General features: G+C 47.8%; 27 protein-coding genes. 22 read left to right on the top strand and 5 right to left on the bottom strand.

All coding sequences use genetic code 11. The features are described from left to right. Positions 1-30: 30 nt before the first annotated feature. From J3353_RS12265 to J3353_RS12255, 3 genes are read right to left on the bottom strand one after another with little or no spacing between them, the layout of a single operon-like run. Positions 31-1,398, bottom strand: coding sequence for an ATP-binding protein (locus tag J3353_RS12265; protein WP_055145294.1), 1,368 nt, complete (start codon positions 1,396-1,398; stop codon positions 31-33). Next, a complete protein-coding gene (locus J3353_RS12260) occupies positions 1,391-2,317 on the bottom strand; it encodes a hypothetical protein (RefSeq protein ID WP_055145297.1) in 927 nt (308 codons plus the stop codon). Before J3353_RS12260 ends, J3353_RS12265 begins: the two co-directional genes overlap by 8 nt. 47 nt (positions 2,318-2,364) lie before the next feature. Beyond that, positions 2,365-3,243 carry a hypothetical protein gene (locus tag J3353_RS12255; RefSeq protein ID WP_055145300.1) on the bottom strand — a complete coding sequence of 293 codons (879 nt, stop codon included), beginning with the start codon at positions 3,241-3,243 and terminating at the stop codon, positions 2,365-2,367. Between the two features lie 250 nt (positions 3,244-3,493). Between J3353_RS12255 and J3353_RS12250 the strand changes: the two genes are divergently transcribed. The 9 genes from J3353_RS12250 (at position 3,494) to mobQ (ending at position 11,830) form a co-directional block, all read left to right on the top strand. Beyond that, positions 3,494-3,703: a transposon-encoded TnpW family protein gene (locus J3353_RS12250; protein WP_055145303.1), complete on the top strand. Its 210-nt coding sequence runs from the start codon at positions 3,494-3,496 to the stop codon at positions 3,701-3,703. Beyond that, the gene (locus J3353_RS12245; RefSeq protein WP_055145306.1) at positions 3,700-5,748 is read left to right on the top strand and encodes a recombinase family protein; all 2,049 of its coding nucleotides are present in this window, start codon (positions 3,700-3,702) and stop codon (positions 5,746-5,748) included. The genes J3353_RS12250 and J3353_RS12245 overlap by 4 nt, the downstream gene beginning before the upstream one ends. 83 nt (positions 5,749-5,831) lie before the next feature. Further along, entirely contained in the window at positions 5,832-6,467 is a 636-nt protein-coding gene (locus J3353_RS12240) for a CHC2 zinc finger domain-containing protein (protein WP_055145308.1), read from the top strand. Continuing rightward, complete coding sequence (locus J3353_RS12235) at positions 6,430-7,755, top strand: phage/plasmid primase, P4 family (protein WP_330375650.1); 1,326 nt, start codon at positions 6,430-6,432, stop codon at positions 7,753-7,755. Before J3353_RS12240 ends, J3353_RS12235 begins: the two co-directional genes overlap by 38 nt. A gap of 283 nt (positions 7,756-8,038) precedes the next feature. After that, complete coding sequence (locus J3353_RS12230) at positions 8,039-8,968, top strand: ParM/StbA family protein (protein WP_055145311.1); 930 nt, start codon at positions 8,039-8,041, stop codon at positions 8,966-8,968. Next, a complete protein-coding gene (locus tag J3353_RS12225; protein ID WP_055145314.1) occupies positions 8,965-9,339 on the top strand; it encodes a hypothetical protein in 375 nt (124 codons plus the stop codon). The genes J3353_RS12230 and J3353_RS12225 overlap by 4 nt, the downstream gene beginning before the upstream one ends. A gap of 203 nt (positions 9,340-9,542) precedes the next feature. Beyond that, positions 9,543-9,731: a hypothetical protein gene (locus J3353_RS12220; RefSeq protein ID WP_055145756.1), complete on the top strand. Its 189-nt coding sequence runs from the start codon at positions 9,543-9,545 to the stop codon at positions 9,729-9,731. Between the two features lie 164 nt (positions 9,732-9,895). Continuing rightward, entirely contained in the window at positions 9,896-10,126 is a 231-nt protein-coding gene (locus J3353_RS12215; protein WP_055145317.1) for a hypothetical protein, read from the top strand. A gap of 6 nt (positions 10,127-10,132) precedes the next feature. Continuing rightward, entirely contained in the window at positions 10,133-11,830 is a 1,698-nt protein-coding gene (gene mobQ / locus J3353_RS12210; protein WP_055145320.1) for a MobQ family relaxase, read from the top strand. 133 nt (positions 11,831-11,963) lie between these two features. Here mobQ and J3353_RS12205 read toward each other — a convergent pair whose 3' ends face one another. Then, a complete protein-coding gene (locus J3353_RS12205; RefSeq protein ID WP_055145323.1) occupies positions 11,964-12,632 on the bottom strand; it encodes a hypothetical protein in 669 nt (222 codons plus the stop codon). Further along, positions 12,629-13,189: an RNA polymerase sigma factor gene (locus J3353_RS12200; protein WP_055145326.1), complete on the bottom strand. Its 561-nt coding sequence runs from the start codon at positions 13,187-13,189 to the stop codon at positions 12,629-12,631. The genes J3353_RS12205 and J3353_RS12200 overlap by 4 nt, the downstream gene beginning before the upstream one ends. A 401-nt stretch (positions 13,190-13,590) precedes the next feature. Between J3353_RS12200 and J3353_RS12195 the strand changes: the two genes are divergently transcribed. The 13 genes from J3353_RS12195 to J3353_RS12135 all read left to right on the top strand — a co-directional run bounded on the left by J3353_RS12195 (position 13,591) and on the right by J3353_RS12135 (position 25,152). Beyond that, positions 13,591-13,803: a helix-turn-helix domain-containing protein gene (locus J3353_RS12195; RefSeq protein ID WP_055145329.1), complete on the top strand. Its 213-nt coding sequence runs from the start codon at positions 13,591-13,593 to the stop codon at positions 13,801-13,803. Continuing rightward, positions 13,800-14,468 carry a response regulator transcription factor gene (locus J3353_RS12190; RefSeq protein WP_055145332.1) on the top strand — a complete coding sequence of 223 codons (669 nt, stop codon included), beginning with the start codon at positions 13,800-13,802 and terminating at the stop codon, positions 14,466-14,468. Before J3353_RS12195 ends, J3353_RS12190 begins: the two co-directional genes overlap by 4 nt. A 1-nt stretch (position 14,469) precedes the next feature. Continuing rightward, positions 14,470-15,477, top strand: a complete 1,008-nt coding sequence (locus tag J3353_RS12185; protein ID WP_055145335.1) for a sensor histidine kinase KdpD — start codon at positions 14,470-14,472, stop codon at positions 15,475-15,477. A 100-nt stretch (positions 15,478-15,577) separates the two neighbouring features. Beyond that, the gene (locus J3353_RS12180) at positions 15,578-16,258 is read left to right on the top strand and encodes an ABC transporter ATP-binding protein (protein WP_055145338.1); all 681 of its coding nucleotides are present in this window, start codon (positions 15,578-15,580) and stop codon (positions 16,256-16,258) included. Beyond that, positions 16,258-18,762: an ABC transporter permease gene (locus tag J3353_RS12175; protein WP_207684944.1), complete on the top strand. Its 2,505-nt coding sequence runs from the start codon at positions 16,258-16,260 to the stop codon at positions 18,760-18,762. The genes J3353_RS12180 and J3353_RS12175 overlap by 1 nt, the downstream gene beginning before the upstream one ends. 42 nt (positions 18,763-18,804) lie before the next feature. Then, positions 18,805-19,167, top strand: coding sequence for a hypothetical protein (locus tag J3353_RS12170; RefSeq protein ID WP_055145343.1), 363 nt, complete (start codon positions 18,805-18,807; stop codon positions 19,165-19,167). A gap of 123 nt (positions 19,168-19,290) precedes the next feature. Beyond that, positions 19,291-20,838, top strand: a complete 1,548-nt coding sequence (locus tag J3353_RS16595; protein ID WP_370569201.1) for a recombinase family protein — start codon at positions 19,291-19,293, stop codon at positions 20,836-20,838. Next, a complete protein-coding gene (locus J3353_RS12160) occupies positions 20,825-22,639 on the top strand; it encodes a DNA topoisomerase (protein ID WP_207684943.1) in 1,815 nt (604 codons plus the stop codon). The genes J3353_RS16595 and J3353_RS12160 overlap by 14 nt, the downstream gene beginning before the upstream one ends. Then, positions 22,639-23,526, top strand: coding sequence for an LPD16 domain-containing protein (locus J3353_RS12155; RefSeq protein ID WP_207684942.1), 888 nt, complete (start codon positions 22,639-22,641; stop codon positions 23,524-23,526). The genes J3353_RS12160 and J3353_RS12155 overlap by 1 nt, the downstream gene beginning before the upstream one ends. A gap of 8 nt (positions 23,527-23,534) precedes the next feature. Continuing rightward, entirely contained in the window at positions 23,535-24,050 is a 516-nt protein-coding gene (locus J3353_RS12150; protein WP_207684941.1) for a YodL domain-containing protein, read from the top strand. Then, positions 24,040-24,243: a transposon-transfer assisting family protein gene (locus J3353_RS12145; RefSeq protein ID WP_207684940.1), complete on the top strand. Its 204-nt coding sequence runs from the start codon at positions 24,040-24,042 to the stop codon at positions 24,241-24,243. The genes J3353_RS12150 and J3353_RS12145 overlap by 11 nt, the downstream gene beginning before the upstream one ends. Before the next feature lie 173 nt (positions 24,244-24,416). Then, a complete protein-coding gene (locus tag J3353_RS12140) occupies positions 24,417-24,764 on the top strand; it encodes a DUF6054 family protein (RefSeq protein WP_207684939.1) in 348 nt (115 codons plus the stop codon). A 1-nt stretch (position 24,765) separates the two neighbouring features. After that, a complete protein-coding gene (locus tag J3353_RS12135; RefSeq protein ID WP_015536783.1) occupies positions 24,766-25,152 on the top strand; it encodes a DUF2500 domain-containing protein in 387 nt (128 codons plus the stop codon). Positions 25,153-25,252: the final 100 nt, after the last annotated feature.

Here is a 25,252-nt window from a genome sequence, read left to right as displayed (position 1 = left end):
AACGCTGGTGTGGGGCTAATTCTGTATCACTTAGCTCTTTATATTCCAGTAGCCTTTTCGGTCAGACCCGATGCGCTCGATGATTCCTTTTTCCTTCAGCTCCTTCAGACGCTGAGAAACTGTTTTTCTGCTGATAGATAGCTTATCTGCTATGGTGGTAGATGTGTATGCAGGATCTTCGGAAATCAGGGCCAGAATTTGCATGGATTTTTCATCCAAGGTTTCTGTTACCTTTTCTGTTACCTTTTCTGTTACCTTTTCTGTCACCTTGTAGGTGGCAGATCGAATAACCCGATCCTCTGACGCTGTAAACTGAATCATAATATCGCCGGGATGCACGGTGTACGCAGGAAGCGGGCTTCCATCTTCCTTGCAAGCCTGACAGATTTTCTCAATACCACGTCCCCAGCTCTCGATGAAGCCGGCCAAATAATACACATTCGCAATCGCCGTGTTGTAAGGGCGGGATGCGTGTTTGGACATCAGGCTGTCTGCCGTCCAGTTGTCTGGAAGCCTACCACAGTTAGCGATATACAGCTTATCCTCATACACGCTGATCTGAATCGGAACGCCGCTTTCATATTGCTTGTGGCATAGAGCGTTAAGAAGGGCTTCACGCAGGGCAGCGTCGGGAACAAAATAACGCTCAATGCGCTGCATCCCTTCGTAAGTGATTTTCGCTTTCATATATTTCAGATGGATGACTTCAATGATCTTGTCAATCTGTTCCAACAAGGAGCCGTGAATTTCATCCTGATAACGGAGATCGGCATCATTCTCGAAAAAGCCGATTTTTGTGTATGCGCCCAGCTGCCAGCGGTCAGGGTCTTTGCAGAACAGCAGCATCGCTGCGTTGGTATAATACCCGGCATTGGTCAGACGCAGCTTTTCCATTAAATCCGCTTTGTCCTCGTCTAAAACGCTTTGGTCGATCCGGCCCTTCTTGGCGGCAAGGGTCTTGAATCTCTTGACCAACTCATCATCAATATCATCCAACGTAAATCCCGGCAAGGGCATATTATCCCACGAAGCACCACGTTTGCGTAGAATGAAGCTCTCCAGTTCTGGGCCAGAAAGGGTCTGCATGGTGCTGCCGCTTCTATAATAATAGACACCTTTGCAGTTTATGGCAACGGGATATGGTGGAACAACGATTTCCAGATATTCTTTCCCGTCACGCTCCAGCTGATTGACATCCACCACGATGCTCATGGCATTTCGGATTTTGTTTGGAACATCCTCCAGCAGCTTGCGGATATTGGGCAGGCCGATAACTTTTCCATCATCGTCACAGCCAATATAAATCTTGCCGCCCTGTGCATTGGCGAAGCCGCAAATCCATTCCAGATAGTCATCCTTCCACTTAGCTTTCCATTCTATGTTCTGATTTTCAGGCATTATTATCACCATCCTCTGATTTATTCTTTCCCCGGCTCTTATAAACATTATACTGATTTTTACACCTTGCACTGCAAAAAGCGGAGTTAGCCCGGTTACTCAGGAACACTTTCTGACACTGCTTGCACATCCGCAACGGCTTTGTGCTGTCCACCAGCATGAAGCTGAACATCATCTGAATCCCCAACAGCAGGGAATGGAAATCCCAATAGATCGTTGGCCTATCCAACAGCTCTATATGATAGGTGGGTGCAATGCCGCCAAATGCAGCCATAGACTTACGCAGCATATTCCGGCTTTCTTCCTCCATGGAATCATAGTCATTATAATAGAAGAAAGAGGTCAGCATATTAAATGCCCAATCCTTGAGTTGCTGTGCCACCCAATCGTAAGGCTCTGCATACGCCCGCTGGAAGCTCATGGTCTTTGCCATCGGCTCGTCCATAAAGGTCATGGTCAGTGCAATCATTGCCCGGTCGCTGGACACATTCCAACTGGATTCCACACCGTTCTTGACCACATCCAGCTTATCAAAGGGGTAAAACAGGGACAGATACTTCTCCGTCTCCATCGTTTCTTCCTTGATAAAATGGTTCTTTGGCAGATATACCGCCTCATAATCCATAAAGGACGGCGTGGTGGGCAGGGCCGTCATCAGGCCCAGCAGCCCATAGTGGGTAATAAATTCCAAGATTGCCTTTTCTACCTCTGGCTCAGAGCTTTTCTTGCCGTTCATCATCAGCATCCCCACATTCAGAGCATCCAGCACAATGTCCGGGGCTTCCTTGAGTGGGTTATAGACATCCGGCCTGGCATCCTTTGCCGGGGTGATGTATTTCTTCCCGTCCTTGCCTGTTTTGATTTCATAGCGTTCATACCGCACCCAATGGGAACGGGATTGCTCAAAAAATGTATTCATAACGCAAATCCTTCCTTTCGGTCATCTGCTTATCAAATTCAATCAGATCATTCGCTGTCCTTGCTGCTGCCAAGGGCAGCTTTCTTTTTCCTCGGCTTTGATTTGTTCTCCCGGAGGATAACGGCGTCCTTGCCATAGGCTTTCAGCAAAAGCCCATATTCCTCTAAGAACTGCCGTTCCCGCAGCGTTAGGCTTCCACAGTCGTTCTGTTTTTCCAAAAGGTAATCATAAACCGCTCTTTGCAGCTTCTTGTGGATATTCTTTCGGAGCTTTCTAATGTTTCGGTCTGTCTGTCCCCGTATCATACCCACCTGTATGGTGCTGTACTGCCGGATGGACAGGTAATACAGCACTTCCTTCTGATCAATGGTAAGGCTGCGTATCAGCTCAGAAATAAATGAGCTTGCAACCAACTCATGCAGTTCATAGGGGCAAGAAAAAATGATATCCAGAAAATTGCCGCTGGCAAGCTGGCGGTATCGTGGCAGATTCAAATACAGCGGAATCATCTTCGGATTGGGAACTGCCATGTATTCTAACGGAACATCTCCCCGGAGATTTTCATGGTCACGCTCCCGTCGTTCCCGATTCCGATCCAACCTGTCCCATTCGCTGACAACGTATCGAAAGTCGTCCTCTGTTCTTGCAGCATCCTCCAGCCGTGCCAACGCCTCTGCCCGTATCTGGCGCTTTAAGCGTTTTTCGCTGACAGGAGCAGCTTCTTCCTCTTCGTCCTCCAGTTCTACGGTGTAGTCCCTTGGGTTTTCGTCCTGCTCCAGCTCTCTTTCCAGCTCTAAGGCTCGTTCTTCGGAGAGGATTTCCTCTAACTGCTCGTTTTGTATCGTCAGATCGGAGGCTTCATCCCATTCGGTTAGGTCATCACCGTCATCCGGGAACAGGAGAAATGTTCTATTTTCATCTGTCATGACCTCACCTCCGAAAATTTTTTGAATTTCTTTCAAAAACAGTTCCGATTTACACCCCGGATTTCTCCTATTAGTGAGAGGGTAATCTGATAAGCGGTTATTTAGGTTACTTTTTCAACCCGTATCAAGAGAAAGGAGGACGCAAGTTGCGGTAGCTTTATGAAACATGACACAAGATGCCACCGACTTACATCAGTCGGAACCACCATTAGTATATCAAACGAACATGAATTTTTCAAGGAGGAACGCTATGGATAAAAACAAACAGGCACAGTATATGATAAGACGTATTGGCGGCACCACCTACAAGGTGAGAGTCGCTTTCAGTGAAAGTGGGAAAGAGACAATGGAGGATAAAATTTTACGAATGATACGCAACGAAGTAGTTACAAACGACGGAACTTGTGATATAATTGGTGTACCACAAATGAGCCGTCAGTCTGAAAGGAGCGCATCATGAGCATCATTCAGACTGAGGACAAGATCACCGCCTTATACGAACGACTTTCCCGTGACGATGACCAGATTGGGGATAGCAACTCCATTGTGAATCAAAAGAAATACTTGGAGGGCTATTGCGCACAGCAGGGGTACACAAACTTTGCCCATTACACGGACGACGGATTCTCAGGCGGCACATTTGAAAGACCGGCATGGAAAAAGCTGGTGGCAGACATTGAAGCTGGCAAGGTGGCTCGTGTGATCGTAAAGGATATGTCCCGAATCGGACGTGACTACTTGCAGACCGGCTTTTACACGGAGGTTATGTTCCGTCAGCATGGCATTCATTTTATTGCCATCGCCAACAGCGTGGACAGCAACGACCAGAACAGCAATGAATTTGCTCCGTTCCTCAACATCATGAACGAGTGGTACTTGCGTGATCTGAGCCGCAAGCAGAAAACCGCTATCCGTGTGAAGGGGGAATCAGGCAAGCCTACCACCAACAGTGCCATCTACGGCTATAAGAAAGACCCGAACGACAAGCACCATTGGTTGATTGACGAGGAGGCCGCCGCCGTTGTGCGGCGCATCTTCCGTCTGACCATCGAGGGAAAAGGCCCCTATGACATTGCCAGAATCCTTTTTGAAGATAAGGTAGAAGCTCCGGCGGTCTATTTTGCAAGGAAAGGCATTGGCGTTTGGAAAAGTAAGACCGAGTTCGCATATCCTTATAACTGGAGCGGCTATATTGTGGGGCAGATATTGTCTAAGCCTGAGTATATGGGGCATACGGTCAATTTCCGTTCCCACAAGCTGTCATATAAGGACAAGACCTCTATTCCTAATCCCAAGGAGGACTGGCTGATCTTCGAGAACACCCATGAGGCCATTATCGAGCCGGAAACATGGGAGCTTGCTCAGCAACTGCGGAAAACGCCACGGCGTATTGATACCATAGGCGAAGCCAATCCCCTGACCGGGCTTTTATACTGTGCGGACTGCGGCGCAAAGATGTATAATCATCGTTCCAGAGGCGGTACAGAAGGCACTCCGTATCCGTCGGATTTCTTTGACTGCTCCTCTTATACACTGGCACATCAGAAGCATGGAAAGGACTGCTGCGGGCACTATATTACCACTAAGTCGCTGCGTATCCTTATTTTAGAGACAATCCGCACTGTCAGCCAGCTTGCCATAGCAGATCGGGAAAAATTCACCGAGAAGATACGAGCCGCTTCACAGGTCAGGCAGGTGGAGGCGGCCAAAGATGCCAAACGAAAGCTGAACAAAGACCGTAAGCGCCACAGTGAGCTGGATACGATCATTAAAAAGCTCTATGAATCCTTTGCCGTAGGCCGAATTTCTGAGGAACGCTTTGACAGCCTGCTTGCTGAGTACGAAGTCGAACAGAAAAACCTTTCCGCACAGATTGCAGAAACGGAGGAAAGCCTGACGAGCTATGAGGAAGATACTGCCCGTGTAGAGCAGTTCCTTGCTTTGGCAGAAAAGTACACCGATTTCTCCGAGCTGACTACACCGATGATCAATGAATTTATTGATAAAATCATCGTTCATGCCCCGGAGCGCATCGACGGGGACAGAACGCAGGAGGTAGAAATCTTCCTGAAATTCATCGGAAAGTTTGAACTTCCTGCCCCGGAGCTGACAGCAGAGGAAATCAAGCGGCAGGAGCAGCTACGCCAGCATCGCATCAAAAGCCGGGAGCGCTATCAGTTGATTAAGGCCGGGAAGCACACCGTTGGGCAGCCTTTTCAGCTAACCTGTAAGTGCTGCGGTCAGGGATTTGAATCCAAAAGCTCGGCTGCTATGTTCTGCGGACCGAATTGCCGGGCGAAGTTCTACCGGCAGGAAGCGGCAGAAAACAGGCGGCGTGACTGCACTTGTGAAAACTGCGGTAAGACCTTTTCCACCACAAGAAGCAATGTCAAGTATTGCAGTGATGAGTGCCGATATGAGGGGCATATCAAAGGCCAGCGGGTTCGCAATGCAGCGAACAGGAAGGAAAAACTGGCAGCGGAGACAGTTACCTCTCCGGCTTAATATTTCCAATAAAACAATAAATTTTGAGGAAGCGGTTTGCCTTATATCAGGGCAAGCCGCTTTTTCTACGCAAAGGAGGACACATGAATTTATTCGAAACCGTAAAAAACAACGTCAGCCTGCGGGAAGCGGCACAGGCGTATGGCCTTGAGGTCAACCGGCACGGCAAGGCGCTCTGCCCCTTTCACAATGACAGACACCCCAGCTTGTATGTGGCAAACGACCATTATTATTGCTTTACCTGCGGAGAGCATGGAGATGTCATTGACTTCACTGCAAGGTTGTTTGATCTCAAGCCCTACGACGCAGCCATGAAGCTGGTGATAGACTTTCATCTTGACCCGGACAAGCCGCCCAGCGCAGCGGCACTCAATGCAAAGCGTATCCGAACAGAAGCACAGAAGCTCAAAGAAAACGAGCGTCTGTGCTTTTCTGTTTTATCGGACTATTACCGTTGCTTGGAGGAATGGAAAGCATACTATGCGCCGCAAACGCCGGATGAGCCAGTCCATGATTTATTCGTGGAAGCCTGCCACAAGCTCAGTCAGATTGAATATGAACTGAACATTCTCACCTTTGGTGACAGCTATGAGCGTCGGGAAATTGTACAGGACTGGATGACGGATGGTGAAATCATAGCACTAAAGGAGCGTCTGGAACAACTGCGAAAGGAGGAAACCTATGGACGAATTGAATACCCCAATGGTTATGCCGCCTGAAGAAAGCATTCCCGATTGGTATGATGGAAAACGCATCAACGAAGTGCTGTTTTGTCAGCAGTTCTTAAAAAAGCATCCCATGAAATGTGTCAGAGGAAGGCTGTTCACAGTGGATGGACTGATTGAGGACGAGGCGCAAATCGGCAATCTCATTCTGGAGGAGATCTCCGGCTGTCTGACCTCCGGGCTTTCCAAGGTGGTGGCAAATCTGCTGGCCAGTATCAAGCTGCAAGCCTATTCGCCGCCCCTGCCCATCGAGACTGACCGTATCCATGTGGCAAACGGGACACTCTTTCTGGATGGGCGTTTCACCGAGGACAAAAGCTATTGCAACAACCGTCTGAGTGTGGCCTATCTCCCCGATGCACCGCCGCCTGTGCGCTGGCTGCAATTTTTATCCGAGCTGCTTGTCCCGGAGGACATTCCCACCTTGCAGGAGTATATGGGCTACTGCCTATTGCCTACCACAAAGGGGCAGAAAATGCTCCTGATGATTGGTAAGGGCGGCGAAGGAAAGAGTCGAATCGGACTTGTAATGCGCTCCATGCTGGGAGATAACATGAATACCACCAGCATCCAGAAGGTAGAGAACAACCGTTTCAGCCGTGCAGACCTGGAAAACAAGCTGCTGATGGTGGATGACGATATGGATATGAGTGCCCTGCCCAAGACCAACTATATCAAATCCATCGTGACCTCAGAGTGCAAGATGGATATGGAACGCAAGGGTGTTCAAAGCTATCAGAGCCAGCTTTATGTCCGCTTTCTTTGCTTCGGCAACGGCGCTTTAACCGCTTTGCACGACAAGTCAGACGGCTTCTTCCGCAGGCAGATCGTGTTGACCACCAAGGACAGGCCAGCAGGACGAGCCGATGATCCATTTCTGGTGGATAAGCTGACACAGGAGCGTGAGGGCATCTTTTTGTGGTGTCTGGAGGGTCTGCGGCGGTTGATTGGGAACGAGTATCAGTTCACCATCAGCGATAGAGCCAAAGAAAATATGGAGACAGTAAAGCGCAGCAGCAACAATGTGATCGAGTTTTTGCAATCCGAGGGCTATATCCGCTTTAAGGCCGACAGCGAAGCCAGCTCCAAGGCTATCTATGAAGCCTATCTCCGCTGGTGCGAGGACAACGCACAAAAGCCTATGTCAGCAAATCGTATCAGCTCAGAGCTGGCCCAGAATGAACGGCTTTATAATGTGGAGGCTACCAACAATGTGTACGCAGCCGGAAAGCGGGTGCGTGGATTTATCGGAGTGGAGGCGATGAACTTGCTTCCTTATTAAATATGAGAACTGGACTTCAAAACTGCCGTACATGCCGTACACGATGTACGGCAGTTCTCAACTCCGTTTTCAAAAAGCTATTTTACCGCAAAATCAGCGTTCTTTATGTGCAATGTGCTGCGATTACCGCATTTTCTTGCGGTATAAACAGCGATTTGACAAAGCAAACGCAAAATCCAAAGACCAATCGGTGTACAGCGGCGTACAGCACTGGCGTTTACCGTACAGAGCCGTACACAAACAATCTATTTTCAAGGCCGCACAGCGGCAGAAAGGACAAACTATGAACTATATGAACAATAACCCTATAATCATCGGCATCGACCACGGCTATGGGAATATCAAGACTGCACATTGCTGCTTTCCTACGGGCGTGATCATCTCTGACAAGGAGCCGACCTTCAAAAGCAATCTGCTTGTCTACAACGGCAGCTATTACACCGTGGGCGAAGGTCACAAGGAGTTTATCTCTGACAAAATGACAGACGGTGACTACTATATTCTGACCCTTGCTGCCATTGCAAGAGAGCTGAATATCCGCAAGCAGACCTCTGCCCGTGTGCATTTGGCGGCGGGGCTCCCTCTTACTTGGGTCAGCGAACAGAAGGATAGCTTCAAGGCGTACCTGTTGCAGAATGAAATGGCGGATTTCATTTTCCGTGGTGTCAGCTATCATGTGGAGTTTGCCGGAGCGGACATCTTCCCGCAGGGCTTCTCCGCTGTGGCGGACAGACTGCGGGGATTCAAGGGCATCAATATGCTTTGCGACATTGGCAACGGAACGATGAATGTCATGTATATCAACGAGCGCCGTCCGCTATCTCAGAAGTGCTTCACGGAGAAGTACGGGACAAACCAGTGCATGATTGCTGTCCGGGAAAATCTCATGCGGCAGTTTGGCGCATCGGTAGATGATACGATTCTGGAGCGTGTGATTCGCTTTGGGACGGCAGACATCAGCGAACGCTACCTAACTGCTATCCAGAACACAGCGAGGGATTACACCGCAGGCATCTTCCGCAGACTGCGTGAGCATGAGTATGACCCGGAACTGATGAGGCTCTATGTTGTCGGCGGTGGAAGCTGCATGGTGAAGAATTTCGGAGAATATGATGCCAGCCGGGTGATGATCAATGATGACATCTGCGCCACAGCCAAGGGCTATGAGCTGCTGTCTGCACAGAAAATGCAAAAGAAAGGCGATCTTGTATGAAGCAAATCTACACAACAACACTTCGGCTGAATCTGGAGAACGAAGCAGACCGCAGGGCGTGGGAGCATTTGCAGAGCCTTGACAGGCGAGAATATCGTTCAGTCAGCAAGGCAGTCGTTTCGGCGGTCAACGCTTACTTTGACCGTAGCAAGCAGCTTGCCGATGATCCCTATCTGGAAACACGGGAGAAGGAGGACGCTTTCCTCAGCCGGATCGAGGATACCATCTCACGCAGCTTGCAGAGCTGTACGCCGGTAAGCCTTGGCGGTATCCTACAGCTTATGCAGAGCGCACAGCCTGCCGCTGCTCTTGTTTCGGAGGAAACCGAGGAGGACATTTCAGCTGCGCTGGATTTTGCAGACGGCTTTTGAAATTACTTTTCTTGATTTTACTACTATGTTGGTGGCAATACAATCCGTCTTTGCTACCAAATTGGCAATTCTCAGAATGAGGAAAACAATTTACCATCAGTTCTGCAGGGAGTTGGTATCTGTGTGATACCAGTTCCCTGCTTTTTACTATCACGAAGCCGCCCAGCGGCAGAAAGGAGCCAGATATGGCAAATAAAAAGATCATGACCAAGGAAGAATTGCAGGCCAAGCACCGATTGGAGGAGGCACAAATGCGGGATCGGGCGAAAGAGCGAAAGGCCCGTACCAGACGCTTGATTCAGGAGGGCGCTGTTTTGGAGAAAGTATTTCCAGAGGCTCAGCAAATGGAGCTTGAAAAATTAGAGGACTTGTTATATGAGAAGCTACACTAATCTGCGAGGGGCGTTCCGGGCAACCGGGGCGTCCCTTCCTTTTTTATCCCGAAGGGCGCACTTACTCACCACCTGCGAAGCAGGCGGTGGTATCCCTTCCGTTGGTCGGGCTCGTGCGCTCTTCACGAACTGTCCATCGGACACTTCTCCAGAGAGGGCAGGAAATGCCGCAAGTCAGCATTCCCTGTGCAGTCGGCGCTTCTGCTGATGCAGAGATTGCTGCTTGTCGCACCAATCCGGCAGATACTCTGCCCGCCTCCTGCCTGCGAAAACCTGCCACCGGCAGCTTTATCGCAGATATGGGCAGCAATGCAGCCCATTTTCTCTTTGCAAAGAGAAACAGAAACCAAGGGGTGGCGTTTTACCACCCCCTCACAAAATACGAATCGAGGTGAACGCAAATGGCAATTTACCACTTGGAGGCAAAGGTGGTCAGCCGGGGAGCCGGACGCTCCGCCTGTGCAGCCTCCGCTTATCTCAGCTGCTCCCACATCCTCAATGACTATGACGGAGTACAGCACGATTACACCCGAAAGCAGGGGCTTGTGTGGCAGGAGGTATTCCTGCCGGACATGGCCCCACCCGCATGGCAAGACCGAGAGGTTCTCTGGAACGCCGTGGAGGAAAACGAGAAAACCAAGGACAGCCGCTTAGCCCGTGAGTTTGTGGTAGCCCTGCCCATAGAGTTGTCCCTAGAGCAATGGCAGACGCTGTTGACGGACTTCGTACAAAACCAATTTGTCGCAGACGGGATGTGCGCCGATCTGGCAATCCACGATCCTGATCCACCGGGTCATAATCCACATGCCCACATTCTCTTGACGGTGCGCCCGCTTGATGAAAGCGGCAAATGGCAATACAAAACGGAGAAGGAATATCTCTGCAGCCGTGACGGTGAGGAACGGGGCTTTACCGCTGCCGAGTTTAAGGCTGCACAGGCTGACGGATGGGAGAAACAGTACCAGTACAAGGTAGGCAGGAAGAAAGTGTATATGACACCATCCGCAGCTGAGGAACATGGATATGAGCGTGCCAGCAAGTATCCCAAAAGCACCAAATACGGGAGACAGAATCCCATTTCTGAACGCTGGAACAGCGAGGAACAGCTCCTTATCTGGCGCAAAGCATGGGCAGATGTGACAAACAAATATTTGGAGCGATACGGTCATGAGGAGCGCATCGACCACCGCAGCTTTGTCGAGCGAGGCATTGACGAGCAGCCCACCATCCACGAGGGCGTGATTGCCCGTGCTTTGGAACAGAAAGGTATCGTGTCCGACAGGTGCGAACTCAACCGTCAGATCAAGGCGGACAACAGGCTCCTGCGGGAACTGAAGGCGCAGTTCAAGAAAATTACGGAGGCGGTGAAGAACACGCTGCCCGCTATTGCAGAAGCGTTGGAAAAGCTGCGGGAAAATATGCTGATCTTCTGCTATCAGTTAGGGCATATCCGCAGCAGCAAGAAACAGATGACCGGTGCCTTGAATATTCTGAAGCCAAATCTGGCACAGTACCGCTCCCTTGTGCAGCAGATAAAGGAAACAACCAAAGAACGGAAGTCCCTACTGGCTGAAAAGAAATCCCTTCCTGCGATCCACTTTGTCAGGCACCGTGAGCTTGCCTCCAAAATAGCCGAGTTGACGGAAAAGTTAGAGGAGCTAAAAAGCGAAAAGGCTATGCTGCTTCATTCTCTGGAATACCCAGAGGACGCCACAAGCGATATCTTCCAGCGCCAGATTGACCGCTATGAAGATAATCTCAAACGGCTTGAGGCGCAGGAGAATAAGTATGCCGGAGAGCTGGAGGCTGCATTGTCTGAGTATGCCGAGCTGAAAGAGCAAGCTTCCGGCTTTGATTCCTTGCAGCTTTATCTGGAGCGGAAGGCACTTCGACCTGACAGAGAGAAAGCAGCAGCCCAACGCATTGAAGCGGCTTATGGCGACAAGTTCAGTTGGTGGTTGATGGAGAGTGGCCTACGGGATGTGTCTGGCTATCTTGACGAATATGCACAGGAAAAGACAATGGATCGAGAACTGCGGCAAAGGCGGCGATCGGAGCGGCTTGAGCGTAAGATGAAAAACAGAGATATGGAACGTTAAAAGTGCTGGAGGTTGAAACTTCAGGTGAAGTCTGTGACATAGGGGGATGGAGATAATCCCTATACGTCAAGCGTAAAATAAGCACCGGTATGGGTTTTCCATACCGGTGCTTGCAATATTTAATCGAATTCTATCACTTAAAATCAAAAGAGTTTTCCAACAACTTATCAAGTGCTGCCATCAGTTCCGCTCGAACAGCCTCTCTTTCACTTTCTCCGCCTGCATTTTCGATATAGATGGAATAGTTATCAAATGTGATATAGGCGTAATAGATCACAGTCTTAATTCCTTCGCTGTTTGCATTTGTAACGAAGTAGCCAGCTTTAACTGGCGTATCTCCAACCATAGATACATTTCCCTTGCCAATTACGGTAGTATCCATAAGATTGTTCCCAGACAGCGAAACAACAAATTTCATATCGCTGTAATGACCATCAAAGCCAACAAATGCTACATCGTCCAAGGTAAAGAGGGCATCTCCGGAAATCGGAAGATCACCGAAAATAGTCTGAACCTCATCTTTGGTCAATGCTCGTGCTTGCAAGTTCAAACTCAGAGCAGAGGCTACCGTATCTGCTTTAGTGAAAGATATGGTAGTTCCATCACCTAATGTAGCTGTTTCTGTACTTTTGCCGAATAATCCCATACTAAACACTCCCACCACGATTAGACAGAGACACGCAGCAATTGCCCCAAATTTCAGCCAAATGCTTTTTTGTTTCTTTGCCTGATAACTCGCCGTTTCTTCGATATGACGGCTACCAATGCCACCAACGGCGTCAGAGATGTTCTTTCGTGTCATAAATCATACCCCGCTTTCTGTAAATGATTTTTAAGTTTGCTTCTGATTCGGGAAAGGCGAACAGACACATTGTTATTTGTTGTACGAAGCCTCTTTGCAATTTCTGTAATGCTATCTGAGTACCAATACCTTGCTACAAACATAACCCTGCTTTCCTGATCCAAGCTGTCAAGGAAACGATCAATTTCCTGTGACAGCTCCTTTGCATCCACTTCCTGTTCAATAGTAGATGCAGAAGTTAGGCACTCTTCCAACTCATCAAGTGCAACATCATAGTAACTGTTTCGCTTTAGTGCAGTATTTGCGTGGTATTTTGCGGTAGCGATATTGCGGGTAATACGAAAAATATAGGTTCTGAGTGGGTCAGGTCTTTCTGGAGGAATTGCATTCCACGCAGCAAGGTATGTATCATTTACACATTCTTCTGCGTCGGGTTCGCATTTCAAAATGTTGTTTGCAATTCTTTTGCAAGTTGAACCGTATTTTGCAGCAAGTTCAGCTATTGCCTGCTCAGTACGAGCAAAGAACAGTTCAATGATCTTCACATCCTCTAACAAGGTATCCACCTCCTCACCTATGTACTATGGATCTGGCGGACAATCTTACAGAAGCGAGGGAAAATTTCACACCTTTATTATAGTACATTGCAATTCTATTTTCTATCGCCTCAGCAAAATCGTTTGGCACCAGTCGAGGTCGCTCGGCAGTCTGAAAATATGGTCCTTCGGTTTTGGTAGAGTTGCTCGCAGCAGAGGAGGCGTAACAAAAAATTAAAGGTAGCTGCCCGGACAGAATGGGTTGGGTGGAAAAATAAATAATATCCGAAACAGGATGACGGAAATTGTTAGCGCCGAGTTAATTCGTACACAGTTAGTGTTTAAGTGTTTACAAACAGCCCATTGATATTGTTCGTTTGTGCGTATATAATATATATAACTATTTGATGCGGAGGTAAACTATGTTTGAATACATGACAGTACAGGATGCGGCTAAACTTTGGGGAATATCGGTGCGTCGTGTTCAAAAGCTGTGTGAGGAGAATCGCATTGATGGAATTGTTCGGCTACCTCGTGCATGGCTAATTCCCCAAGATGCCCAAAAGCCGGCTGATGGAAGATATAAACAAAATAAAAATGAATTTATAGCTGACAACAAGGAGAACACACGATGAGTAAATTGTTATTAGTGGAGGATGACCAAAGTATCGTATCCTCATTATCAGACTATTTAGGAAATGAAGGGTTCAAAATCGAAAATGCTCCCGGTCAAAAAGAAGCAATAGAAAAATTGGATAGCGACCAATACGATATAGCCTTGGTGGACATTCAATTATCAAACGGAAATGGTTTTTCTGTTTGTTCTGCAATTAAAGAAAGAGGAACTATGCCAGTTATTTTCTTAACGGCTTCTGATGATGAATATAGTGTTGTGGCTGGGTTAGATATGGGGGCTGACGATTATATCAGCAAACCGTTCAGACCAAGAGAACTGCTTTCAAGGATCAACAGCGTATTAAGGAGAACTAAGAACACACAAAACATTATCAGTTACCTCGACTTAGTTGTGGACACAAATCAAGCAACCGTATCAAAGAATGGGAAAGAGATTTTGTTGTCTGCTATGGAATATAAGTTGCTGTTAGTCTTTTTGCGTAACAAAGGTATTGTCCTTTCTCGCAGAAGATTGTTGGAGCTTTTATGGGACACTACTGGGGAGTTTATCAATGATAATACATTGACTGTCTATATGAAAAGGCTACGTGACAAAATTGAAACCAATCCGCAGGAGCCGGAAATCATAATTACCGTTCGTGGGCTTGGCTATAAGGTGGGTTGATATGGACTTTATCAGAAATAAAGAAGTTAAAAGGCAAATTGTTGTCAGCAGTATTCTTATTCTATTTTGGGGCGGCATTGGCATTATCGTTGATAGCAAAGCTGTGTGGATTGTTCTGTCGGCTATCATTTCATCCAGTGCAGTTTCCCTCTTTTTCACATATCAGAGATACAAGAAAATTGCTGATTTTAGTTTGCATATTGATAGGCTGTTACATGGAGATGAAAAAATTTCTTTTGGGCAGTTTCAAGAAGGTGAGTTATCTGTTTTACATGATGAAATATCCAAGATGACAAGACGGCTTATTGAACAGGCAGAAGCTCTGAAAATGGAGAAAGGTAATTTGGCAAATGCTTTAGCCGATATTTCACATCAATTAAAAACACCTTTGACATCGCTGAATATCTTAAATGCTTCTCTGTGTAATGAGGAACTGACTGACGAAGAAAGGTATGAGCTGATCCGCGAACAGACTATGCTCTTATCAAGAATGGAGTGGCTGATAGCCACACTTCTGAAAATATCCAAGCTGGATGCAGGAACGATTACTCTAAAGCCACAGGCGGTATACTTAAAAGATGTGGTAGAAAAAGCAATTCGTCCTCTGGAGATTGCGGCAGAATTAAAAATGCAGACAATCACGCAAGTGATTCCGGCAGAATTAAAACTATCTCTTGATACTGATTGGACTGCTGAAGCCTTGGGGAATGTAATCAAAAACTGTATCGAACATTCACCAGAGGGCAGCACTATCGAAATCAAGGCAATAGAAAGACCTCTTTTGACACAGATCATTATAGAGGATAGCGGAACAGGTTTTCAGGAAAAAGACATCCCCCATTTATTTGACCGATTTTATCAAGGAAGTGGCTCTACAATCGGTAATGCCGGTTTGGGGTTGGCTCTGGCAAAGACGATCATTGTCAATCAGGGTGGTGTCATCCAAGCGAAAAATCGGGAGTCAGGCGGTGCAAAATTTGAAATCTGCTTTTATCGGGGGACTGCTTAATGCAGCCCCTTTTTAAGTGACATTTTTGTAATGAAAAAGTAATGAAGCAGTCACTTGGCTTTGCTATACTGAATTGCAAAAATATATGGAGGAACTTTTTATGGAGATATTAAGAGTAGAGAATATCTGCAAAACCTATGAAATGGACAATGCTCCTGTCCATGCTTTGTCAGATGTTTCTTTTTCCGTCGATAAAGGAGAGTTTGTTGCAATCATTGGAGCATCTGGGTCTGGCAAGTCTACCCTGTTGCACATTTTAGGTGGTGTTGACAGACCGACTTCGGGAAAAGTATTTGTGGATGGACAGGATGTTTATGAGCAAAATGAAGATGAATTGGCTGTATTCAGAAGAAGGCAGGTTGGGCTTGTCTATCAGTTTTATAATCTGATCCCGGTTTTGACTGTCGAGGAAAATATCACGCTGCCGATTCGATTGGATGGGCGTAAAATCAATCAGGAGCGTTTGAAAGAACTGCTATCCACACTCAAACTGGTAAAGCGTAGAAAGCACCTGCCAAGTCAGTTATCCGGCGGTCAACAACAAAGAGTGGCAATCGGACGAGCGTTGATTAACGCACCTGCGATTATCCTTGCGGATGAGCCAACGGGAAATCTGGACACGGAGAACACAAGGGATATTATGAAACTTCTGCGTGAATCCAATGAAGTCTATCGCCAGACAATGATCCTGATTACCCATGACCGTGAAATCGCAATGCAGGCAGACCGTATTCTGGAAATTCAGGATGGCAGACTTGTGAGGGATGAGGTGATACGCTGATGAATATGATTTTCATGCTTACACTCAGGAATCTGTTGTCGAATAAAAAGCGTACCCTACTCACACTTTTAACCATTCTTTTGTCAATCAGTATGATAACCGCTATTCTCTGTGGGGGATGGTCGTTGGTTGATTTTTTGAAAGAGAAAGAAAAAGTGTATGGTGGCGATTATGACTACTACATGGAGGATTTGACTTGGGAGCAGGTTCAAGAGCTATATAGTCAAAACAATGTAGGCGAAGTTTCGCTTCTCCGCTTTGCCGGAAACAGTTTTTACGGGGAGAAATCCAACAGTACAATGCTCTCCGTTGGCGAGATTGACGAGAACTTTACCCAAAGATTTTCGTTAAATCAGTATTTGCTTGCAGGGCGTTTCCCGCAAGATGAAAATGAGATTGTTATTTCAGAATCTTTTTTGAAGAAAAACAACATGAATACAGAGATTGGAGATACGATTTCTTTAACTCTTGGTTCAAGAATTTGGGATGAATATAATGCCCAGCTTTCCGGGCTGACAAATTATAGGGGCGAAGAAGAAAGCTTCGTTCCAACAAAAGAGAAAGCGTATGTAGTTGTTGGTATTCTGTCAGATGTGAATGACTCAAAAATCGCAGCAAACTATAATGCCTTTGCAGGTGTTGACAAAACGGCATCCGATTTTGCTGCGTATGTCAAGGCAAAGAATTTATCCAATTCGATCTATACAGAAGCCGAAGAAGTGGCTGCGGCAGTAGACAGTCATGTAGCAAAGTTTCATTCGGAATTGTTAGTCTATCATGGAATTACCGGGGGTAAAGGAGCTGCAAAACTGATTGCTTTGGTGGTCATGGTCGTTTGTCTTTTGATGGCTGCATCTGCTTCAATGATCAGCAACGCCCTCTCCATTTCCTTACAGGAACGAATTAAGCAGATGGGAATGCTATCCAGTATTGGAGCCACAAAAGGGCAAAAACGCCTTAGCGTATATTTAGAAGCCTTCCTTTTGGGAGTGGTGAGCATACCCTTTGGATTGGTTGTTGGTATCCTGCTATCTGCTCTGTTATTAAGTGTGGTCAAGGCAGCTTTTGGAGAAACATTCACTTTTGGCATCGTAGAACTGTCCTTGAAAGTAAACGGATTGATCCTGCTCGTCAGCGGATTATCCGGCATTGCTTCTTTGTACTTCGGAAGTAGAAAGCCTGTGAAGCAAGCAGCTAAAATTACAGTTATTGAAGCGATCCGCCAGTCTAACAATGCGGTATCAAGAAAGAAATTCCGTGACGGAAAAATCGTTTCTTTGGTTTTTGGCATTTATGGTTCGTTAGCAGCAAAAAATATTAAGCGTAATCCAAAACGCTTCCGAGCGATTACCGGCTCTATTTTCTTGTCGGTGGTAATTGCCCTTTCCTTATATAGTTTCTCTGATTTTATGCTTTATCAGACATCCTTGGATATGAAGGAGGACGGTTCCTGTTATACTGATGTGATTTCGATGATTCAATACAAAGATATTCCTGTCGCAATCGGGGCATTATCGGATGAAAATATCACTGCGGATGTTTCCTATTCTTTTCAGCGATATATGACCGCTGAATTTTCGCAGGAACAAATCAATCCTGATATGCAAGGATATTTTATCAATGGTACGAAAGCAGAGGTATATGTCGTAGGATTGGACGAAGAACATTTTGTCTCTTTTTGCGATGAAAATGGATTCAGTCTGGATGTGACAAATTTCAATCATGGAATTTTGCTCAATCAGACTATGGGATACTATAATTCGGCACAAAATCGGGTAATTGCAGGCTCACCGTTTCTTATTGAACCGGGAACAGAAATCATTCCGCTGGGGGCATCCGAGGATGCCTTGCCGATTATCGTGGAAGAAATCGTTTCAGAAGAAAATGCAAATATCCAATCCATGTTTGTGAGAGATCGAGCTGTCCTCATCGTGCCTTTAAGTTATTTTAACTTGCTGATAGATGATAACGCCTATGTGGAAATGAGAATACAGACAGCACAGCATAAAGAAGCAATGGAATGTCTGGCTGACAGAGGATTTCCGCAAACTGTGGACATTGCAGCCGCAACGAATAATTCCAGACAGGTATATACGATTGCAAAACTGGTAATCTGCCTGTTCTCGATCCTGATGACGGTTATTATCAGCTTGAATGTTTGTAACACTATCTCGAATACGATTCATTTGAGAAGAAGCGAATTTGCTGTTCTGCGTTCTGTTGGTATGACTGCCAAAGGATTAAAATGTACGCTATTGCTCGAAGCTGTTTTGTACGGCGTAAAAGCATTGGTTCTTGCGTTGCCTGTGAGCTTTTTGATTCATTGTGCTATCTACTACTTCATATCGTCGGGTATGACACCATTTGCTTTTTATATGAACGGCGGTATTTATGCTCTTGCAGTTATGGCTGTCGGCGCTATGGTATGTATCGCTATGCTGTTTGCTGTTAGAAGCGTATCAAAGGTGGAAATTGTAGAGGAACTGAAATTGAGCAATATGTAATCATTCAATCTAACAAAGCAACTGAAACAGAGGTAATAGAAATTGCGTAAAAAGAAACTGGTAAAGAGAGTTGCAGGCATTGCTTTGACTGTTGGTGCAGTTATACTTGCCATTGTATGTGTTGGTAAAGTAAATCGCATTCAGAACGAAAAAGATATTATTGGCACATGGAAGGATGCAAATGCTGAGGAGATATTTACCTTTCAAGAAAACGGGGAACTTGCTGTGAGTAAAGATATGCCCGATTCGGGTCTATCCTGCGGTGACGCATATTATAGTTTTTCTTACTCGGATATAATCTGTGTTACACAGGGAAATAGTAGTGTAGAATTTGAGATAGAAGTAGATCAAAACGAATTGAAAATCTTCTTCATGGGACAAGAATATCTGGAATTGGAAAAGTAATGATTACAAATAAAAGAAAACCATTGAGCCGATAATTCGCATCCTTTGCGGACTAACGGCTCTGCATATATTTTGAACGCTATTTTCAGAAACATTGTGTTTTGCAGAAAAGCCCCTTGACAAATTCCATCTCAAAAGGCGATGCTTATGGAGTATGCCACACGCAACGGTTTCGGGAATTGCCAGTACTATGTTGATGATGGTTACAGCGGTACGAACTCTGACCGCCCTGCCTTTCAGGAACTTCTGGATGATATCCGGGAAGGAAAGGTGGCAACAGTCATTACCAAAGACCAGTCCCGACTTGGACGCAACCACATCGAAACCGGAACGTATATGGAAATCTTCTTTCCTGAACACGGTGTCCGCTATATTGCAATCAACGATGGTTATGATTCCAACGAGCAATCTCAGATGGATATTGCCCCGTTCCGAAACATCATCAATGAAATGTACGCCAAAGACACTTCCCGAAAGATCAAGAGTGCCCTTCGGACACGCAAGAAAAGTGGAAAGTATATCTCCAGCGGCGCACCGTTTGGCTACCAGAAAGACCCTGCCGACCACAATCACCTTGTGATCGACCCGAACACCGCCCCCGTTGTTGAGTATATCTATTCAATGGCAGAGGAAGGGCTGGGGCTTCACCGCATCGCCAAGCGGCTCCACGATGAAAAAGTCTTGAAGCCGTGTTACTACAAGAAAGAGATGTTTGGCCGCTTTATTGATGATGAAAAGATGTATGATTGGGACAGTGCCTATATCAGTCAGGTTCTGCACAGCCCAGTCTACGCCGGACACATCATCTACGAAGCCAAGCCCACCGTGTCCATGAAATCCAAAAAGCGGCGTTATATTCCGTTTGAAGAACGCGCTATCGTTCCGAATACACATGAAGCAATCATCCTACAAGACCGTTGGGAGAACGTGCAGCGAATCCTTTACAGCCGTTCCGGCTGCTTTATGTGCGATAAGACCGACTACGACAATATCTTCAAGGGCATCGTCCGCTGTGCAGACTGCGGCAGAACGATGTTAGTCAAGGTTGAGCACAGGCGCAAACGTAACAATGTTCTGGATCAGACCTTTTATTGTTGCAGCACTTATCGGAAATATGGTGCGAAAGCCTGTGACTCTCATAATTTGGAAGCCCGTGTTCTGCATGAAGCTGTCTTTGCGGACATTCAGGCACACGCAAAGGCCGCTGTGAGCAATCGGGAAGCCCTTGTGAAGAAGATTGCAAATCAGATGCACCTCCGGGTGTCCTCTGACCGGGCGCAGCACAAACGGGATTTGAAGCAGTGTAAAGCACGAATCGCAGAAATCGAAGACCTGTATGCAAAACTTTATGAGGACGTATCAAAGGGACTTCTCCCGGAGAAACGTTTTCAAATGCTTGCAGATCGCTACGACAAAGAACAGGCTGAACTGACCGAGAAGATTGAGCAGTACGAGCGGGAAGGCCGTGCTGAACACGATCAGCTGGACAAGATTCAGGATTTTATTGATGAAGTCAGCAAGTACGCTGGCATCACCGAACTGAACTATAAGATTCTGCATCAGCTGATTGACAAGATTCTGGTATCCAAAGCGGAAAAGATCGATGGCGAATACGTCCAGAAAATCCAGATTTTCTACCGCTTTATCGGCCCATTGGATGCCATCGAGTAACAAAGTCAGAAAAGTCACCTCCGAGAACTATCCTACAGACGCAGGACGCGAGGGAGAGCTGATTTTCCGGCTTGTTTACCAGCAAGCCGGGTGCAAAAAGCCATTTTCACGACTCTGGCTTTCCAGCATGGAGGACAGTGCAATCCGGGAGGGCTTTGCAACTCTGAAACCGTCAACTGAATACGATGCCTTGTATCAGGCTGCACTCTGCCGGGAACGTGCCGACTGGATGGTCGGCATTAACTGTTCCCGGCTTTTTTCGTGCCTGTACGGTCAGCCTTTGGCGGTCGGGCGTGTTATGACCCCGGTACTGGCGATGACGGTCGTGCGCGAAGCGGCGATTGCCGCCTTTGTGCCGGAAAAGTTTTACACGGTGGCTTTGTCATTTACGGATGGCGGTACGGCATCCAGCAAGCGATTTTCGCAGAAGTCAGATGCCGAGACGCTGCTTAAAAATTGCAGAAAGGAGGCTCACACCACCGTGCAGAAAGTCGAGCGCAAAGAGAAAAACGAGAAGCCACCGCTGCTCTACGACCTGACGACCCTCCAGCGTGATGCGAACCGCCTGCTGGGGTACAGCGCACAGCAGACCTTGGACTATGCGCAAAGTTTGTACGAGAAAAAACTCATCACCTATCCCCGCACGGACAGTCGTTTCCTGACCGATGATATGGCGGCATCCCTGCCGGAGCTGGTGGCGACTGCCGCAGGAGCATTTGATTTTCACGAAGATGTTCCTGTTCATGCGCAGCAGGTCATCGACAGCAGTAAGGTCACAGACCACCATGCACTGCTGCCTACGGCAAGCGTGGCAAAAGCCGATTTGTCTGCACTGCCCGCTGGGGAACGGAGAATCCTGCGGCTGGTCGTTGCACGGCTACTCTGTGCTGTGGGCGAAGCTCACCGCTATGCCGAAACCACCATGACCACCCTCTGCGCTGGCGAGGAATTTACCGCCAAGGGCAAAGTGGTGCTGTCGGATGGCTGGAAAGGCATCGAGCGTAAAATGCTGGGTGATCTGCTGGGCAAGAAAAAGGAGCCTGCTGTCCTGCCGGATGTGCCGGAGCAGAGCGAATGCGGCATTACCGGGGCCGAACTGAAAGAGGGGCAGACCTCAGCTCCAAAGCATTTTACCGAAGATCTGCTGCTGCACTCGATGGAAACCGCCAGTGCAGACAGTATGCCGGAGGGTGTGGAGCGTCAGGGCATCGGAACTCCGGCGACCAGAGCCGCCACCATCGAAAAGCTGGTGCAGAAGGGCTTTCTGGAGCGGAAGGGCACCAAAAAGACCAAGGTGCTTCTACCCACCGACAAGGGGAAAGCCCTCATCACCGTGATGCCCGAAGAAATCCAATCCCTGGAAATGACCGCCGACTGGGAAACAAAGCTGCTGCGCATTGAGCGTGGCGAGATGGAGCCGGAAACTTTTATGACTGAAATCAAAGAGATGATCTCCTCGCTGGTAACGACCACCGAGGCTGCGAAAGGAGCGAATGCGCTTATGAAAAACAAAATCGTTGGTGTCTGCCCGAACTGCGGTGCTAATGTTGTGGAGCGTGAAAAGGGCTGGTTCTGCGAGAACCGGGAGTGCCGTTTTGTGCTGTGGAAGGACAATGCGTTCTTCAAGCGTTTGGGCAAGCGTCTGGATTCCCATGTGGTGGACAAGCTGCTGCGGGATGGTCGGGTCCGCCTGAAGGACTGCAAGAGTGCCAAGGGCAAGACCTACAACGCCACCGTGCTGCTGTCCTGTGAAGCCGATGGCCGCAGCAAGTTTTCTCTGGAATTTGAGGGTGGTTGCTGATGGAGCAGAAAAAAGAAGCGGTTTACCTTATCAACGATGAACGCTATCTCCACCTCCGGGAAAACGGTGCAGGAGTCGGCTTTGCCACCTACAACAAGGTAACTGGTGAGCCGCTGGAAAACGGGCAGATCTCGGAAAAGAACCTGCCGCCCAATGGCAGGAACGCCATTTCTGCCGCCCGGAACTGGTATCTGTTTGAACTTTCGGACGATGACCGTATGGCCATCCAACAGGAAAGCGTAAAGATCCTCGAAAACATCCCGCAGGCGGGCATCGGCAGACGGCGCATCTGGGAGCCGGAAACGCTGCCGATGGATATTCGTCTCATCAACAGCCACTATGATGACCTCTATCGCATTCCAGATGGCGGCGTGATTCAGGTGGATTACCCGGATGGGCGCAGTTTTACGGCACGGGTGGAACATCTGGATGATTATCACTTTGACATGGGCGGTCTGGGCAGTGTGTTCCACATCTGCCAGTTTGCCGAAGTCATGGAACGAAACCATGCAGACTTCTACCCGGAGATTCAGACACAGGACGAGCAGGCGGCGTGGGAACTGGGCGGCAAAGGCTACCTTGCCATCCAGTCCTGTGAGGATGGATGGGACTACACCCTCTACCACAGCGATTATTCCGTGATGGACGGCGGGCAGTTGGATGCCCCGGAACTGACCATTCAGGAAGCCCGTGAGCAGATTCTGGAAGCGCACCACATGGAAAAGGGGCGACGGCTGTTGCAGGACTACGATGCTGTCATGGACAAAGTTGCGGAAGCCGAGGAACTGAGTGCAGACCATCGCCCTTCAACACTGGAAAAGCTGGCAGAACTGGCAGGCGATACGTCTGCGCCAAAATCGTCTGCACGTTCTGCGCCAGAACTGTGAGGTGGACGATGCAGCAAAAATGGAACCAGAATTTTGACGGTGAAGCCATGACGGACATCCCGCAGAAGTTTCTGAACGCAGGATGCGATGTTTATATGGTGATGCAGCTGCGGCATGACGAAAAAATCTTCGATGAAAGATTTGCTTCTATGCGGGAGTTGATTCGTCGAGGCAAAACGCCCGACCCGGAGCATTACGAGGTCACCTACTATGCTGATCTGCCCGCCATGTGGCAGGATGTGCCGAACAACGAGGTTTTGGAAGAACTGTTTCAGGTGTTCAACCTCTCCCGTCCGCAGGATTTTGAGGGACACAGCCTGTCGGTTAGCGATGTGATCGCACTCAAACGCAATGGCGAGGTGTCTGTGCACTATGTGGACAGCATCGGCTTCAAAGATTTACAGGGGTTTCTGGACAAGCAGCCGGAGCGCCCTTCTGTTTTGCAAACTCTCAAGGAGAAGTGCGATGCCCCGGAGTGCAATCCCACCGTCTGCCGGAAAGCGAGGGATGCGCATGAACTTTAACCATGAAGAACTCATGCTGATGATGCTCTACAACACTGGCACCCGGATGGGACTTATCCACGAACTGCGGCTGATGCAGTGCTACCTGATGCCCGATGAAACCGCCCTGCGGGAGTTGTCGGAAGGTGTTATCGAAAAGCTGAAACTGTTGACCGATGCGGAGTTTGGCGAGTTGGAATTTCCCCCGGACTGATTATTGCCGCCTGCGGGCGGCGTACATAAAGTATTTTGTTCTTCCAAAAGATATGCTATAATCAAATTAGACAAAATTCCTCTCTTCAAGCGATTTCTCCGCAATTTTCCTGTGGCTCTGCTCGTATCAAAAATAAGGGACCGATTTTTAATTGTCAGAACGGAGGAACCATTATGGCAGTCTTTGAAAAGACCATCCGGAATCAGAATTTTGACCAGCTGCTCCGGAAGCTGGAACAGGAGATTCCGGACAGCAGCTGGTCGGCCAATCTGGAAGCAGGCAGTGACTTCAAAGAAGGCGACGCCCGGTGCAGTGTCCGTGTGTTTGAGCGGTACAGCATGATGAGCGGCAACCGCCTGAGCCTGACTCTGACCCTGTTCCAGAATGGAGACAGTCCGATCCGCCTGTCTGCCATCACCGCAGGCGGCAGTCAGGCGGTGTTCTTCAAGGTGAACACCCTCGGAGAAGAATCCTTTCTGGACGATGTAAAGGACCTGCTGGAAGAAATTTTGGAGGAGTAAAATGTTTTTTGGATGGTTTGACGCTATATTCAGCTTCATTTTCCCAATCCTGTTCCTGCTTTTTATTGGAATGTTTTTCTTTGCTCTAATTTCAAATCTCCGCACATGGAACAAAAACAACCACTCGCCGCGGCTTACCGTTCCGGCAACAGTGGTAGCAAAGCGCACCGATGTTTCGCATTCCAGCAGTGCCAATGCCGGAGATATGTCCGGTGCGCACGGATACGACACTAGCACATTTACATCGTACTATGTGACTTTTCAGGTGGAGAGCGGCGACCGGATGGAATTTGAAGTGGACGGAAGCGATTATGGTCTGCTCGTGCAGGGCGACATCGGAAAGCTGAGTTTTCAGGGCACCCGCTATCTTGGGTTTGAGCGGAGCTAAGTGTTTCTTACATTATATAGTATGGAGTGCTGTATGAACGATTTGTTTATCCAAGGGCTGACCATCGACTGGAACAGAGTTCGCCCATACAATTATGTTC

Source organism: Faecalibacterium sp. Marseille-Q4137 (assembly GCF_017377535.1).
In the GTDB taxonomy this organism is placed as follows: domain Bacteria; phylum Bacillota; class Clostridia; order Oscillospirales; family Ruminococcaceae; genus Faecalibacterium; species Faecalibacterium duncaniae.
Note: the sequence above shows the minus strand (reverse complement) of the source record. Positions and strands in the feature narration are given on the sequence as shown.